The 15,252-nt window shown below is 60.0% G+C and carries 15 protein-coding genes and 1 pseudogene; 7 read left to right on the top strand and 9 right to left on the bottom strand.

Annotated elements, in window-relative coordinates; genetic code table 11:
• Positions 1 to 6: 6 nt before the first annotated feature.
• Together BLR26_RS08025 and BLR26_RS08020 are read right to left on the bottom strand one after the other, a co-directional pair.
• A complete protein-coding gene (locus tag BLR26_RS08025; RefSeq protein WP_093379763.1) occupies positions 7 to 1,185 on the bottom strand; it encodes an amino acid ABC transporter permease in 1,179 nt (392 codons plus the stop codon).
• A gap of 67 nt (positions 1,186 to 1,252) precedes the next feature.
• Positions 1,253 to 2,281, bottom strand: a complete 1,029-nt coding sequence (locus BLR26_RS08020) for an amino acid ABC transporter substrate-binding protein (RefSeq protein WP_038998832.1) — start codon at positions 2,279 to 2,281, stop codon at positions 1,253 to 1,255.
• 335 nt (positions 2,282 to 2,616) lie between these two features.
• On the opposite strand from BLR26_RS08020, the gene BLR26_RS08015 reads away from it, so the two are divergent.
• From BLR26_RS08015 to BLR26_RS07995, 5 genes are all read left to right on the top strand, one after another.
• The gene (locus BLR26_RS08015) at positions 2,617 to 3,273 is read left to right on the top strand and encodes an alpha/beta hydrolase (RefSeq protein ID WP_045197265.1); all 657 of its coding nucleotides are present in this window, start codon (positions 2,617 to 2,619) and stop codon (positions 3,271 to 3,273) included.
• A gap of 102 nt (positions 3,274 to 3,375) precedes the next feature.
• Positions 3,376 to 4,809 (top strand): ATP-dependent RNA helicase RhlB, encoded by a 1,434-nt coding sequence (rhlB, locus tag BLR26_RS08010; RefSeq protein ID WP_045197884.1) that lies wholly within the window; start codon positions 3,376 to 3,378, stop codon positions 4,807 to 4,809.
• A 146-nt stretch (positions 4,810 to 4,955) separates the two neighbouring features.
• Positions 4,956 to 5,906, top strand: coding sequence for an ornithine cyclodeaminase family protein (locus BLR26_RS08005; protein WP_045197264.1), 951 nt, complete (start codon positions 4,956 to 4,958; stop codon positions 5,904 to 5,906).
• 10 nt (positions 5,907 to 5,916) lie between these two features.
• On the top strand, positions 5,917 to 7,047 hold the full coding sequence (locus tag BLR26_RS08000; RefSeq protein ID WP_093379754.1) for an NAD(P)/FAD-dependent oxidoreductase: 1,131 nt from the start codon (positions 5,917 to 5,919) through the stop codon (positions 7,045 to 7,047).
• 73 nt (positions 7,048 to 7,120) lie between these two features.
• On the top strand, positions 7,121 to 7,747 hold the full coding sequence (locus tag BLR26_RS07995; protein WP_045197259.1) for a helix-turn-helix transcriptional regulator: 627 nt from the start codon (positions 7,121 to 7,123) through the stop codon (positions 7,745 to 7,747).
• A gap of 29 nt (positions 7,748 to 7,776) precedes the next feature.
• Here the strand turns inward: BLR26_RS07995 and BLR26_RS07990 are convergent, their stop codons facing one another.
• The 4 genes from BLR26_RS07990 to moaC (BLR26_RS07975) all read right to left on the bottom strand — a co-directional run bounded on the left by BLR26_RS07990 (position 7,777) and on the right by moaC (BLR26_RS07975) (position 9,924).
• Positions 7,777 to 8,556 carry an ABC transporter substrate-binding protein gene (locus BLR26_RS07990; protein WP_045197257.1) on the bottom strand — a complete coding sequence of 260 codons (780 nt, stop codon included), beginning with the start codon at positions 8,554 to 8,556 and terminating at the stop codon, positions 7,777 to 7,779.
• A 200-nt stretch (positions 8,557 to 8,756) separates the two neighbouring features.
• Complete coding sequence (moaE, locus tag BLR26_RS07985) at positions 8,757 to 9,203, bottom strand: molybdopterin synthase catalytic subunit MoaE (protein WP_093379749.1); 447 nt, start codon at positions 9,201 to 9,203, stop codon at positions 8,757 to 8,759.
• Between the two features lie 2 nt (positions 9,204 to 9,205).
• Positions 9,206 to 9,451 carry a molybdopterin converting factor subunit 1 gene (gene moaD, locus BLR26_RS07980; protein WP_093379745.1) on the bottom strand — a complete coding sequence of 82 codons (246 nt, stop codon included), beginning with the start codon at positions 9,449 to 9,451 and terminating at the stop codon, positions 9,206 to 9,208.
• Complete coding sequence (gene moaC, locus BLR26_RS07975; protein ID WP_010220726.1) at positions 9,448 to 9,924, bottom strand: cyclic pyranopterin monophosphate synthase MoaC; 477 nt, start codon at positions 9,922 to 9,924, stop codon at positions 9,448 to 9,450. Before moaC (BLR26_RS07975) ends, moaD begins: the two co-directional genes overlap by 4 nt.
• 496 nt (positions 9,925 to 10,420) lie before the next feature.
• Between moaC (BLR26_RS07975) and BLR26_RS07970 the strand changes: the two genes are divergently transcribed.
• The gene (locus BLR26_RS07970) at positions 10,421 to 11,650 is read left to right on the top strand and encodes an MFS transporter (RefSeq protein WP_176794218.1); all 1,230 of its coding nucleotides are present in this window, start codon (positions 10,421 to 10,423) and stop codon (positions 11,648 to 11,650) included.
• Between the two features lie 39 nt (positions 11,651 to 11,689).
• Here BLR26_RS07970 and moaC (BLR26_RS07965) read toward each other — a convergent pair.
• Positions 11,690 to 11,803: pseudogene (gene moaC / locus BLR26_RS07965) on the bottom strand (cyclic pyranopterin monophosphate synthase MoaC); the annotation flags it as partial.
• 186 nt (positions 11,804 to 11,989) lie between these two features.
• On the opposite strand from moaC (BLR26_RS07965), the gene BLR26_RS07960 reads away from it, so the two are divergent.
• The gene (locus tag BLR26_RS07960; RefSeq protein ID WP_093379737.1) at positions 11,990 to 12,238 is read left to right on the top strand and encodes a hypothetical protein; all 249 of its coding nucleotides are present in this window, start codon (positions 11,990 to 11,992) and stop codon (positions 12,236 to 12,238) included.
• A 63-nt stretch (positions 12,239 to 12,301) separates the two neighbouring features.
• On the opposite strand, the gene BLR26_RS07955 is transcribed toward BLR26_RS07960, so the two are convergent.
• A complete protein-coding gene (locus tag BLR26_RS07955; protein ID WP_045197246.1) occupies positions 12,302 to 13,696 on the bottom strand; it encodes a PhoH family protein in 1,395 nt (464 codons plus the stop codon).
• A 340-nt stretch (positions 13,697 to 14,036) separates the two neighbouring features.
• A complete protein-coding gene (locus tag BLR26_RS07950; RefSeq protein ID WP_093379732.1) occupies positions 14,037 to 15,164 on the bottom strand; it encodes a polysaccharide deacetylase family protein in 1,128 nt (375 codons plus the stop codon).
• Positions 15,165 to 15,252 lie beyond the last annotated feature (88 nt).

The raw sequence follows: 15,252 nt of genomic DNA, 5'->3' as shown, positions 1-15,252 counted from the left end.
TTGTCCTCACCGCTCGATCAGCGCAATGCGCTTGTTGTACCAGTTCATCAGCAGGGAAATGCTGATGCTGATGGCCAGATAGACGCTCATGGTGATGGCGATCACCTCGATGGCCTGGCCGGTCTGGTTAAGCACGGTACCGGCGAACAGCGAGACCATTTCCGGGTAGCCGATACCGGCCGCCAGCGAAGAGTTCTTCGCCAGGTTCAGGTACTGGCTGGTCAGCGGCGGGATGATCACCCGCAGCGCCTGGGGAATGATCACCTTGCGCAGCGTCGGCCCTTCGCGCAGGCCCAGGGAGCGAGCCGCCTCGGTCTGGCCGTAGCTCACCGAACGGATGCCGGAACGCACGATTTCGGCGATGAACGCTGCGGTATAGATGGTCAGTGCCAGGGTCAGCGCCAGCAGTTCCGGGATCAATACCCAGCCGCCGACGAAGTTGAAGCCCTTGAGCTGCGGCATCTCCCAGTGCACCGGCGCGCCGAACAGCAGCACGCACAACGCCGGAATGCCGAAGAACAGGAACAGGCCGACCCAGAATTTGTGGAACGGCTCGCCGGTGGCCTCAAAGCGCCGGTTGGCCAGGCGCACCATTACCACAATGGCAAGGATTGCCAGTGCGACGGCGACGACGAATGGCCAGAATCCATCGGCCATGGCAGCACCGGGCATGTTCAGGCCCCGGTTGCTGATGAAGAAGGTGTCGTTGAGATTGATGCTACCCCGCGGTCCCGGCAGGGTCAGGAACACCGCGAAGTACCAGAACAGGATCTGCAGCAGCGGTGGGATGTTACGGAAAGTCTCGACATACACAGTGGCCAGCTTGCTGATCATCCAGTTCGGTGACAGTCGTGCCACACCGATGATGAAGCCCAGCAGGGTCGCGAGAATGATGCCGATGAAGGTTACCAGCAGGGTGTTGAGCAGGCCGATAACGAACACCCGCGCATAACTGTCCTGTTCGGTATAGGGGATCAGGTGCTGGGCGATGCCGAAACCGGCACTGCGTTCGAGAAAGTCGAAGCCCGAAGTGATCCCGCGGTGTTGCAGGTTGGTCTGGGTATTGTGAAACAGGTACCAGCCCAGACCGACCACCGCGACCACGATGATAATCTGGAACAGCCACGCACGCACACGTGGATCGCTCAGGGATAGTCCCTTGGGTGCGCCGATATTATTTTGCATGTAATGCCCCGCAAGGAAGGGAACCGAACAGCCTGCGGCGGCCGGATGCCGCCGCAGGCCGCAACCGTCAGCGCACCGGTGGCGCGTACTGGATGCCGCCGTTGTTCCACAGGGCGTTCAGACCGCGGTCGATTTGCAGTGGGGTTTCCTTGCCCAGGTTTTTCTCGAAGACTTCGCCGTAGTTGCCGACCTGCTTGACGATCTGCACTACCCAGTCCTTCGGCAGTTTCAGGTCTTTGCCGTACTCGCCGTCGGCGCCGAGCATGCGGGCCACGTCAGGGTTCTTGGTGGCCTTGGCTTCGGCTTCGACGTTTTTCGAGCTGATGCCCATCTCTTCGGCGTTGAGCATGGCGAACAGGGTCCACTTGACGATGCTGAACCACTCTTCATCGCCTTTGCGCACCACCGGGCCCAGCGGCTCCTTGGAGATGGTCTCTGGCAGCACCACGTAATCGGCCGGGGCGGCCAGCTTGGAGCGTTGTGCGTAGAGCTGCGATTTGTCCGAGGTGAGCACGTCGCAACGGCCGGATTCCAGCGACTTGGCGCTCTCGTCGGAGGTGTCGAAGGTGATCGGGGTGTATTTCAGGCCGTTGGCGCGGAAGTAGTCGGAGACGTTGAGTTCGGTGGTGGTACCGGCCTGGATGCAGATGGTTGCACCGTCCAGTTCCTTGGCGCTGGAAACGCCGAGCTTCTTGTTGACCAGAAAACCGATGCCGTCGTAGTAGGTAACACCGGCGAACACCAGGCCCATGCCGGCGTCGCGCGAGCTGGTCCAGGTGGTATTGCGCGACAGCACGTCGACTTCGCCCGATTGCAGCGCGGTGAAGCGCTCCTTGGCGTTGAGCTGGCTGAACTTGACCTTCTTGGCGTCGCCGAACACCGCAGCGGCGACCGCGCGGCAGACGTCGGCGTCGATACCGACGATGTTGCCCTTGGCATCCGGTACCGAGAAGCCCGGCAAGCCGTCACTGACGCCACATTGAACGAATCCCTTCTTCTGTACTGCGTCCAGGGTCGCACCTGCCTGTGCGAAACCGCTGATACCCAACGCGGTAGCAGCGGTAACCACTGCCAGTGTGGATTTCAACATCTTCATTCAAACCTCCAGTTTTGCTCTTGTTGTGTGAGCCGGGATTGCACCGCACCCTTATGAGGCGCATCCGACCCGTGTTGGCTTGTTTTTGGGTCAATTGGCGCAATGCGCTGTTCTGTGACAGCCTTGGGGACCGCTAACGGGTGTTACCGTCCAAAACGTGTAACCTCGCATCTGGAGTTTCATAGCAAAGCGCGTACCACACTGAAGGGCTAAAGCGTTTCAGTTAACGTCAATAGGAAAACTTGCAACCTTGCGACAGGTTTTTCCCGGATTTACCCGACGCGCCTTCATTTCATGCACGCAAACAAGAGCGCGCGCACACTTTCGGAGCAGTCATGACCCACCCGCTGATTCTCGAACCACAAAAAACCGCAGACGCCTGTGTGATCTGGTTGCACGGCCTGGGGGCCGATCGTTACGACTTCATGCCGGTGGCTGAGGCCCTGCAGGAAGTTCTGCTGACCACCCGCTTCGTCATGCCCCAGGCACCCACCCGTCCGGTGACCATCAACGGCGGCTATGCAATGCCCAGCTGGTACGACATCAAGGCCATGAGCCCGGCGCGGGCCATCGATGAAGACCAGTTGCACGAATCGGCGGAACAGGTGATCGAACTGATCAAGGCCGAGCAGGCCAAGGGTGTGGCCCTGTCGCGGATCATCCTCGCCGGCTTTTCCCAGGGCGGCGCCGTGGTGCTGCACACTGCCTATATAAAGTGGCAAGAAGCCCTGGGCGGCGTACTGGCGCTTTCGACCTATGCCCCGACTTTCACCGAGGCACGCGAACTGAGCGCCTGCCAGCAACGCACCCCGGCCCTGTGCCTGCACGGTGTGTACGACCCGGTTGTGCTACCGGCCATGGGGCGCAGCGCCTACGAGCACCTGAAGAATTGGGGCGTCAGCGCCAAGTGGGCCGAGTACCCGATGGAGCACGAAGTGCTGCAGGAAGAAATTCGCGATATCGCCGACTGGCTGGCCGAGCGCCTGCGCTAAAAGAAGCGTTCCCTGTAGTTGTCAGTGCAATCCACTACGCCGCGCCCGATTCTTGCATTACACTGCCCGGCGTACATTCCTTAACCAATTGATGAGATGACCGTGCTCAAAGCACTCAAGAAGATGTTCGGCAAGAGCGAGGTTGAGCAACTCGCCACCGAAACCGCTGCCCCCGTGAAGCAGCCGCCCGCAGCACCCCAGGCCCCTGCCCCGTCGGCACCGCTCAAGACCGAAGCCGTGGACCCTGCCCCGGCACGCGCCGAAAAACCGGCCGAGGCCAAGCCGCGCCGTGAGCGCAAGCCAAAGCCCGCCGCCTCCACCTGGAAGCTCGAAGACTTCGCCGTCGAGCCGCAGGAAGGCAAGACCCGCTTCCATGACTTCAAGCTCTCGCCCGAGCTGATGCATGCGATCCACGACCTAGGGTTCCCGTACTGCACGCCAATCCAGGCCCAGGTGCTGGGCTACACCCTGCGTGGCAAAGACGCCATTGGCCGGGCCCAGACCGGTACCGGCAAGACCGCAGCCTTCCTGATTTCGATCATCACCCAGCTGCAGCAGACCCCGCCGCCGAAAGAGCGCTACATGGGCGAGCCACGGGCGCTGATCATCGCCCCGACCCGCGAGCTGGTGGTGCAGATCGCCAAGGACGCCGCGGCGCTGACCAAATACACCGGCCTCAACGTCATGACCTTCGTCGGCGGCATGGACTTCGACAAGCAGCTCAAGGCCCTCGAAGCCCGCCACTGCGACATCCTGGTCGCCACCCCGGGCCGCCTGCTGGACTTCAACCAGCGCGGCGAAGCACACCTGGACATGGTCGAGGTGCTGGTACTGGACGAAGCCGACCGCATGCTCGACATGGGCTTCATCCCCCAGGTGCGGCAGATCATCCGCCAGACCCCGCCCAAGAGCGAGCGCCAGACCCTGCTGTTCTCGGCAACCTTCACCGAAGACGTGATGAACCTGGCCAAGCAGTGGACCACCGACCCTGCCATCGTCGAGATCGAGCCGGAGAACGTCGCCAGCGAGACCGTCGAGCAGCACGTCTATGCCGTGGCCGGCAGCGACAAGTACAAGCTGCTGTACAACCTGGTGACCGAGAACAAGTGGGAACGGGTGATGGTCTTTGCCAACCGCAAGGACGAAGTACGACGCATCGAAGAGCGCCTGGTGCGCGATGGCGTCAACGCCGCCCAGCTGTCGGGCGACGTGCCGCAGCACAAGCGGATCAAGACCCTCGAGAGTTTTCGCGAAGGGCGCATCACCGTGCTGGTAGCCACTGACGTGGCTGGCCGCGGTATCCACATCGACGGCATCAGCCACGTGATCAACTTCACCCTGCCGGAAGACCCGGACGACTACGTGCACCGCATTGGTCGTACCGGTCGTGCCGGCACCAGCGGCGTGTCGATCAGCTTCGCCGGTGAGGATGACTCCTACCAGCTGCCAGCCATCGAAGAACTGCTGGGGCGCAAGATCAGCTGCGAGATGCCACCGACCGAGTTGCTCAAGCCGGTACCGCGCAAGCATCACTGAGTGCAGTAACACCAATCGCGGGGCAAGCCCGCTCCTACACCACCCTGTAGGAGCGGGCTTGCCCCGCGATGCTTTTTACACCTCGGCATATTGCCCAAATAAACTAAAAGTCCATAATAGACTAAATAGTTCATTTGGAGCTTCGCATGTCTGCGCCTCTCGTCATCGATCAACAGCACGCTCGCCAACTGCTCGCCCAGGTGGATGTTCCGCAGATCCTGCGCAACCTGTTCCGTGACCTGGCGGCCGGGCAAGCGGTGCAACCGCCCCAGCAACTGGTGGAATTCCCGGCCGGCAAAGGCGACTTCATCAACTACGGTGGCGTGCTGGCCGAACAGCGCGTGTACGGGGTCAAGACCTCGCCCTATATCGTCCGCGAGCAGGGACCGCTGGTCACCGCCTGGACCCTGCTGATGTCCATGGACAGCGGCCAGCCGCTGCTGCTGTGCGATGCCGGTGAACTGACTACCGCGCGCACCGCCGCCACTACCGCCGTTGCCGTCGATGCCCTGGCAGCCAGCGAGGCCCGGCGCCTGACCATCATCGGCAGCGGCCCGATTGCCCGCGCCCACCTGCATTACGCCCGCAGCCTGCGTCCATGGCAGGACATCCGCCTGTACTCGCCAAGCCTGGGCCGGCAATCGACCGAACAGCGTCAGGCCCTGAGTAATCTCGACCCGCGCCTGGTGCTCAGCGAAAGTCTGGAGCAGGCGGTGCTGGATGCCGACGTGATCATGCTCTGCACCTCATGCGCCACGCCGGTGCTCGACCCGCGCCAATTGAGCAAGCCCGCGCTGATCACCTCCATCAGCACCAATGCGGTGCGTGCCCACGAAGTGCCACCAGCGACCTTAAGCGAGATGGACGTTTACTGCGACTACCGCGTAACCACCCCGGGCAGCGCCGGCGAGATGCGCATCGCCGCCGAACAACATGGCTGGCAAGCCGATGCGATCGTCGGCGATCTGGCGCAATTGATCAGTGGTGCGGCGCACAAGCCGGGCTACCAGCGCCACGCTTTTTTCCGCTCCATCGGCCTGGGCCTGGAAGACATCGCCCTGGCCAACGCCCTGTACCGCCTGCAACGCGCCGACTGAGGAAACCTTCATGCAACAGGCTGATTTCATCATCATCGGCGCCGGTATTGCCGGTGCCTCCACCGGTTTCTGGCTGGCCGGCCACGGCCGGGTACTGCTGCTTGAGCGCGAGTCGCAGCCGGGCTACCACTCCACCGGCCGCTCGGCAGCGCTGTACACCGCCGCCTATGGCACCCCGCAAGTGCGCGCACTGACCCTGGCCAGCCGGGCGTTTTTCGACCAGCCGCCAGCGGGTTTTACCGAGCACCCGCTGCTCAGCCCGCGCGGGGAAATGACCGTCGATCTCAATGGCGACCCTGAAGAGCTGCAGCGTCAGTACCAGAGCGCCAAGGCCTGCGTGCCAGAGGTCGAGCTGCTCAGCGCCGAGCAAGCCTGCGCGCGCCTGCCGGTGCTGCGCCGCGACAAGGTGCATGGCGCCCTGTACGACCCGAGTGCCAGCGACATCGACACCGACGCCCTGCACCAGGGTTACCTGCGCGGCATTCGTCGCCAGCAGGGTGAAGTGCACAGCGACTGCGAAGTACAACACCTGAGCCGCGACGCCGACGGCCTCTGGCACGTGCAGACCAGCCGCGGCACCTTCACCGCCCCGGTGCTGATCAACGCTGCCGGTGCCTGGGCCGACAAAGTCGGCGAACTGGCCGGCGCCCAACCCCTGGGCCTGCAGCCAAAGCGCCGCGCCGCGTTCATCTTCGCCGGCCCCGAAGGCATCGACAGCCATGCCTGGCCGATGCTGGTCAGCCTCGATGAGTCGTTCTACATGAAGCCTGACGCCGGCATGCTGCTCGGCTCACCGGCCAATGCCGACCCGGTCGAGCCCCACGACGTGCAGGCCGAAGAGCTGGACATCGCCATGGGCATCTACCAGATCGAAGAAGCCACCACCCTGAGCATTCGTCGCCCGACCCGTACCTGGGCCGGCTTGCGCAGCTTCGTCGCTGACGGCGACCTGGTGGCCGGCTTCGATCCGCAGGTGCCCGGGCTGTTCTGGGTGGCCGCGCAAGGCGGCTATGGTATCCAGACCTCGCCGGCCATGGGCCAGGCCAGCGCCGCCCTGGTGCGCGGTGAAGACTTGCCTGACACCCTCAAGGGCTTTGGCCTCAACGCTGCGATGCTGTCGCCGCGCCGCCTGCAAGGGTGACGCCCGGCCGCGATTGCGGCACACTCCCAGCGCCCTGTCGCAAGGGCGCTGACACCGCCTGGAGCCCGTCCGAATGCCCACACCCCAAGCCGATCCCGTCCTGCACAACTACCGGGCCATCGCCGACGCCATCGCCACCCTGTTCTTCCCCCACGCCGAAGTGGTGCTGCACGATTTGCGCAGCCAGAAGATCGACTACATTGCCAACAACCTGTCCAAGCGCGAGATTGGCGATGATGCGGCGCTGGAGGACATGTTCGAGGAAGGTACTGACGAGACCAACATCGGACCGTACGAAAAGCTCAACTGGGACGGTCAGAAGATCCGCTCGCTGAGCACCGTACTGCGCGACCCGGCCGGCAAGCCGCTGGCGGTGCTGTGCATCAACCTGAATATTTCCCTGTTCGAAAACGCCAAGGCGGCGCTCGACCTGTTCTTGTCGCCGAGCAAGCTGATCCCGCAGCCCGATGCGCTGTTTCGCGATGACTGGCAGGAGCGCATCAACACCTTCCTCAACAGCTGGCTGCGCCAACGTCAACTGAGCCTCAACCTGCTCAGCCGCGACCATAAGCGCGAACTGGTACTGGCCCTGCACGCCGAGGGCGCGTTCAAGGGCAAGAGTGCCGCCAACTATGTGGCCAATGTGCTGGGGATGGGACGGGCGACGGTGTACAAGCACCTGAAGGAACTCAAGGCCTGATCACGCTCAGGCCTTGAGTAAAGCGACGATCAGTCGCCGTAGATATCAGACTTGAAGTACTTGGCCTGGATCTTCTGGTATTCGCCGTTGGCGCGAATGGCGTCGATGGCCTGGTTCAGCTCGGTCACCAGTTGTGTGTTGCCCTTGCGCACCGCGATACCCGCGCCTTCACCCACATAGCTCGGGTCTTTCAGCTCTGGGCCGACGAAAGCGTAGCCTTTGCCCTTCTCGGTATTCAGAAAACCCTGCTCCAGCGGAATGGTGTCGGCGAAAACGCCGTCCAGACGCCCGGAAACCAGGTCCATGAAGATCTCTTCGTTACTGGTGTAGCGCACCACCTCGATACCCTTGGGGGCCAGCACCTCGGTGACGTAACGGTCAGTGGTAGTTGCCCGCTGCACACCGATGCGCTTGCCCTTGAGGCTGACGAACTGGTCGTCGACCTGGCTGCCTTCCTTCATCGCCAGGCGCGCGGAGGTGAAGTAGTACTTGTGGGTGAAGTCCACCGAGCGCTTGCGCTCTTCGGTGATGGTGATCGACGACAGCGCCGCATCGATCTTCTTGACCTTCAGCGACGGGATCAAGCCGTCATACTCCTGCTCGGTCCACTGGCATTTGACCTGCATCTGCGCGCACAGGGCATTGCCGATGTCGTAGTCGAAGCCGCTGATATTGCCGTCAGGGGTCTTGAATGCGAACGGCGGGTACGCGGCTTCGATGCCAATGCGCAATGTCTTCTCGGCGGCAAACAGACTGCTGCTGGCCATCAGGCTCAGGGCCAGGCCGCTGATCAGGGTGAACTTGTTCATGACGGGGCTCTCTCGCTCGTTGTTGGAGGTGTGGTGCCAGACAGAGGGAAAGGGGCAGGCGCGGGTCGGCCTGGAATTATTTTGTACTTATAATTCCATACTGGACTTTTTGGTATGAAAATTCAACAAGCAAAAGCATCGCGGGACAAGCCCGCTCCTACCTTGATCCCTGTAGGAGCGGGCTTGCCCCGCGATCAGATTTACCAGCGCCCGGCAGCCTCTTCATCACTCTGCTTGCCCTCGACCCAGCGCGGGCCGTCGCCGGTCTGTTCCTTCTTCCAGAACGGCGCGCGGGTTTTCAGGTAGTCCATGATGAAATTGCAGGCATCGAATGCGGCCTGACGATGGGCACTGGCAACACCGACAAAAACGATCGGCTCACCGGGCTCCAGGCCGCCGATGCGGTGCAGCACCTCGACCTTGAGCAACGGCCAGCGCTGCTGGGCTTCAACCACGATCTTGGCCAGGGCCTTTTCGGTCATGCCCGGATAATGCTCGAGGAACATCCCTGCTACGTCCTGGCCATCATTGAAGTCGCGCACGTAGCCGATAAAACCGACCACCGCCCCGACACCGACGTTGGCCGCGTGCATCGCATTGACTTCAGCCCCCGGGTCAAAGGGCTCGCTCTGGACTCGAACGCTCATGCTCAGCCTCCAGTCACGGGCGGAAAGAACGCCACTTCGTCACCGTCTTCAAGCGGCTCGTCCAGCTTGCACAGCTCTTCATTGCGCGCGCACATCAGGTTCTGTTCGCGCAGCACATCATGCTTGTCACCTTTTGCAACCAGCGCCTTGCGTACGTCATCCAGGGTAGCGAACGAACCCTCGAGCTTTTCGGCATCAACCCCCAGTAACTCCCGGTAACGGGCGAAATACATCACCTTGATTTTCATTTCACTTCATCCGCCTGGTAATGGCCGCTCTTGCCGCCGAGCTTTTCCAGCACGCGCACGCCGTCGATGATCATGCCGCGGTCGACCGCCTTGCACATGTCATAGATGGTCAGGGCCGCGACGCTGGCAGCGGTCAGCGCTTCCATTTCTACCCCGGTCTGCCCGGCCAGCTTGCAACGGGCGACGATATAGACAGTGTCGTTGCCTTCGGCGCTGAGCTCGACCTTGACGCTGGTCAGCAGCAACGGGTGGCACAACGGAATCAGGTCACTGGTCTTCTTCGCCGCCTGGATACCGGCAATGCGCGCCACGGCAAACACGTCACCCTTGGGGTGTTCGCCTTCGACGATCATCTGCAGGGTTTGCGGGAGCATGCGCACCCGCGCTTCGGCCACCGCCTCACGCGACGTCACGGCTTTATCGGTGACGTCGACCATGTTGGCGCGACCTTGGGAATCGAGATGGGTCAGCACAGCTTTCCTCCTATTCAGGAGCAAAGAGTGTAAACCCTGGGGTCAGGTCTTCGAAGCGAAAAATAGCCTGGGCCGGCGTCAAGGCGCTTTATTGGGGTGTATGGCTGAATATAGGTTTTACAGTGCAAAAACTAGAAAGCTCCATACTCATGATCATTTGAAACCATTCAGCCTGAAGACAAAGTAATACACCAAAATTCATTAGACCAATAAACACCAAACCCACGAATATTCTTACAGCATTATAAGACCCCCCTTACCCGCATTAGCCTTGACATTGCCCAGAGCAAAATTACCCTCACACATCAAGCCTAAGAACTTCACCAGCCACAATGAAAAACCCTTGTTGAAGATAGTCATGCCGCGCCAAATTAATAAACCACCGAACAACACCTATCGACCGACCGAATGCCAAACAGAGACTTTTGCACCAAACACAAAACAATAACATTTGTGATAAACAATACAACGCACATCAAGCCAGGAGACCGTTGAAGTGCAACAGATCAGCACCAAGAACTACTTCTCTCTGTGTGGAATCCGGTTCTGCAGCTCTGTTGTACTATGGCTCGACTTCATACTCATTTTTTCGACGCTAACTTTCATTTTCGATGCCTCGGCACAAACGCTAGCATTAGCAGCTTCCTTGTATGGGATTCCGGCGCTTCTCTTTGGCCCTTATCTAGGATCATTGGCAGACCGATTCAACCCCTGCATAATAATCTCGGTCAGTTTCTGTATTCGTTTCATTGCATCTTGCGCTCTGTTTGCAGCCCCTTCCGTTGAGTTGTTTTTGGCATTTACAATGCTAAAGGGCTTATCTAACCTTGGCTCAACAGCGGCCGAAGTCGTTCTCACAAGAAACTTGCTGACCGCACCGCAGATTATCCGAAACACTTCATTAATTATGATAATAGATCAAACCGTAAAAATCGTATCCCCCCTTGCAGCTGGGATTCTCACAGGATTGAGTTTTAAGTCAGCCGGTTTTTTACTTTCCGCTTTTGTGTGTTTGTGTGGTTTACTATTCGTAACTTTATTATCTGCAAGGATCATGAGAAGCGAGGCCACATGTCCTTTAATTCCAAAAACCAGCAACCGACAAATCTATAGTTTTTTCAAAAAACAATTGACCGCACGTATTTTTTTAATGTGCATACTTTCCCAGTCAGCCGCCTTGGGTCTATACGACTCCCTATTGAGCTTGCTGTTGAAGGGGAACGGACAAAGTGCAACGTCTTTCGGCGTTATCGTCAGTGCAACTGCACTGGGCGGCATTTTTGCAGGCTTCTTGTTTCCACGCCTTTATCGTAGTGGTTCGCGTATCTGCTCCACAATAGCGTCGATGTGTTTTGGTCTCGCAGTACTCGCAGTCGGATCTCTCAGCTTTTTTCCTGCGTATTTCGAGCTTAATCTCTTGTCGCTACTTTTTCTTCTCGCCGGATTCGCCTATGGTCTGACAACTCAGGGCCTCACAACCACTTTGCAACTCACTTGCCCCCCTAACAAATTGGGTACGACATTTGCGACTGTGCGCACTCTATCCATCGCTCTGTTCATCAGTTTCCCCATACTGGGTGGTTGGCTAGCGGAATTGGCCAACATCGCCAGCGTTCTCTTAGCAGCAGGTATCTCCACCACCTTGATCGCTTGTACGCTACATGTTACCCATCGGACGAATCATTCAGAAAGCACCAGCATACGAGATAGCGCAACCATAGACTGAAACACTGCAAGCCTGCGAAAGCGCAGGCTTGCAGTTAAAGGTTTGCGGGAGCATGCGCACCCGCGCTTCGGCCACCGCCTCACGCGACGTCACGGCTTTATCGGTGACGTCGACCATGTTGGCGCGACCTTGGGAATCGAGATGGGTCAGCACAGCGTTACTCCTGTTTCAGGACAGTCGATTGTAAACCCTTGAGTCAGACCTTAGCGACAAGCGCGGACACTGCCTGGGGCTTTAAACATGCGATATCCATCTACTACACACTGATGCGTCTGCAGGTAGAAGCTGCCAATGCAACAACCTTGCACGCACCCTAACCTGATGCCAGGAGGCACCGATATGGTCATGAACGCGAAAGACTACGAAAAAATGCAACCCGTCTTTGCTCCCTACATTGGCAAGACATTCAGCAAGGAGTTAGCCGACGAGATCTGCAAAAATGCGGGTGGAGGTGAAGTCAGCGAGATTCGGCCGGGAGTCATTGGTTATACCGGGCAGAGCCCTTACCTGCTGATTCTCGACAAGGACGACAGCATAGTGAGCGTAATTTTCACCGGTTGGGGTGCTTTTGGCCGCGGTTGGAAATGAAATTACCAGCAATGAAAAAGCCCGCATCGGCTGATGCGGGCTTTTTGCAACCTCCGTACCGGGTTACAGGTGCGATTCGGCGTATTCGGCCAGAATCGAGCGCGGTACGCCCTGCAGGGTGATGTGCACGCCGTTGGGGAAGTCCTTGAAGCGCTCGGTCAGGTAGGTCAGGCCGGAGCTGGTGGCGGACAGGTAAGGGGTGTCGATCTGCGCCAGGTTGCCCAGGCAGATCACTTTGGAACCGGCGCCGGCACGGGTGATGATGGTTTTCATCTGGTGCGGGGTGAGGTTCTGGCATTCATCGATCAGGATCAGGCTCTGCTGGAAGCTGCGACCGCGAATGTAGTTCAGCGATTTGAACTGCAGCGGCACCCGCTCAAGGATGTACTCGACGCTGCCATGGGTGTTTTCGTCATCCATGTGCAGGGCTTCGAGGTTGTCGGTGATTGCCCCGAGCCAGGGCTCCATTTTTTCTGCTTCAGTGCCCGGCAGGAAGCCGATCTCCTGGTCCAGCCCCTGCACGCTTCGGGTGGCGATGATGCGCCGGTAGCGCTTGCTGACCATGGTCTGCTCGATGGCGGCGGCCAGGGCCAGGATGGTCTTGCCGGAACCGGCCGCGCCGGTCAGGTTGACCAGGTGAATGTCCGGGTCGAGCAAGGCGAACAGCGCCAGGCTCTGGTGGATGTCACGCGGCTTGAGGCCCCAGGCTTCCTGGTGCAGCAGCGGCTCCTGGTGCAGGTCGAGCAGCACCAGCTCGCCATCCTTGATGCCCTTGATCCAGCCGACGAAGCCCTGCTCGTCAATGATGAACTCGTTGATGTGCACGGCCGGCAGGTTGTCGATCATCTGCACCCGGTGCCAGGTGCGGCCATGGTCCTGGCGGGTCTCGACCTTGCTGACGCGGTCCCAGAACGAGCCGGTGACGCTGTGGTAACCCTTGGACAGCAGGGAGACGTCGTCCACCAGCTGGTCGGTGCTGTAGTCCTCGGCCGCGATCCCGCAGGCGCGGGCCTTGAGGCGCATGTTGATGTCTTTGGTCACCAGCACCACGTCCAGTTCCTTGCGCCGGCTACGCAGCTCGAGCAACTGGTTGATGATGATGTTGTCGTTGAGGTTCTCCGGCAGCAGGCGGTTGGGCTCGTTGCGCGGGCTCATGAGAATCGACAGGAAGCCCTTGGGGCCACTCTTGCCGCGCTGGATCGGCACGCCCTGCTCGACATCGGCCGGCGAGGCATCGCCCAGGGTCTGGTCGATCAGGCGGATGGCCTGGCGACATTCGGCGGCAATCGTATGTTTGCCCGTCTTGAGTTTGTCGAGCTCCTCCAGCACCGTCATCGGGATGGCGACGTGGTGCTCCTCGAAGTTGAGCAAAGCGTTGGGATCGTGAATCAGTACATTGGTATCGAGCACATAAAGGATTGGCTGGTTGGAGGAAGTGCTGCGTCCTTGATCATCCATACTCGGTCACCTTTGTGGGAGCCAGACGACGCAATACCTGAGCGGTGCTGCGCCGCGAAGTGGCCGCCGGTTCTCCCCTGGTCCGCGTCGTTACGGGTAGGGAGCTGCGAACAAAGAATGGGCCGTAGGACGCCACCTGTGCTGCAGGGTTCGGCGGTCTGTCTTCGTAATACCGCAAAACCCATGACCGGAAAAAGCGTTTTTACGTTTTTTTGAAGTTTATTTTTCGATCGGCCAATTAGCCCTTGGCGCAGGGGCAAAGCACCGCTACAGTCATAAATCCAGTCATGTGAAATGCCTGCGATCTTTCCTTCCCGCCTCTTAGCGAAACTTTACACTTTCAACGCTTTTCGCCGAAATTACGGCAATCTTCCCAGCCAATTCCACTCTGAGCCGTTTGCTTGAGCAACCAGGCCACTGCCTCCTGCGCCTTGGGCTGGGCGTCGTGAAACTGGATCAGCCCCTTGCGCCACAGCAACATCAAGGTCAGCACCCGCTGGGCCGCCTGTTCGCTGTTCAACGCGCCCTGATCCTGGGCGTCGATATCCCACAACACCACCTGCAAATGCTGGCCGGCGAAGAATGCCTGGCTGTCGGCACGGCGCTGGCCATAAGGCGGCCGGAACAACGGCACATACTGCTGCGGCAAGTCGCCCTGCACCCGCGCCTGGCTGCGCAGCACCGAGTCCTGCCAGCCCTGCCACTGCCCGTGGGAGCGGTACTGCCAGCCTTGCAAGCCCACGCACTGGCCCTGGTAGAGCGCCCGCAGATCGCTAAGCGAGGTCTTGTCGCGCCGGTTCTGCAGGCTGTTACCCAGCACAAAAAAGGTCGCAGACAGCCGTTGCCGGCGCAGGAACTCGGCCAGGCCGTCGGTACTGCCGCCCGCCAAGGATGGGCCGCCATCGAAGGTCAGCATGAATAGCCGGTCGTTGAGCTCGTCGCCATTGCGCTCAAGGTCGGAGAAGCGCTCGATTTCGCTGGCGGTCTGCGGGAACAGCGCGGCCTTGCGCAGCAGCTCGTCCAGGTAGCGCTCGTGAAAGGCCCGGCTGGGCTCGGCCCAGCTCGCGTAGAACGAGTCGGCGGCGACTTCGAAGGTTGCCGTCTGCTTGCGAAAATCGCCCAGGTCGTCGATGGCATAACAGAACGAGGCATCCTGCTCGCAGCTCTTCTGCGCCAGGTCGTAGTTGCGCCATAAGCGCTGCCACAGGCGCTGGCGCAGCGTGTTGATCGACAGCAGATTGACCTGGCGCAGGTTCAGCCGCGCCGCCAGGGCGTTCTGATCAAGCATTTCGCTTTCAGCCAGCACCCGGGCAAACCCGAGGATTTCGGCGCGCGAGGCGACATCGAACAGCGCCGGGCTGTCGAGCTGCTCTGGCCAGTGGCTGCGGTCGAAAGTGGCGACCGGGGCTGGCGCGGCCTGGGCCGTGAAGCTGAACAGGCCAGCCAGTAAAACAAGGGCAATGCGCACGATCGGGCTCTCCGTTTTCCTCGCCGCGCACTATAGCGCCAAGTGTCGGGATGGTCTGTGGCTATTGCCTTGATAGCTGGAGATCGCC

Source organism: Pseudomonas sp. UC 17F4 (genome assembly GCF_900101695.1).
Lineage (GTDB): Bacteria > Pseudomonadota > Gammaproteobacteria > Pseudomonadales > Pseudomonadaceae > Aquipseudomonas.
The sequence above is the reverse complement of the archived record's forward strand: the minus strand, read 5'-3'. Positions and strand labels throughout refer to the sequence as shown.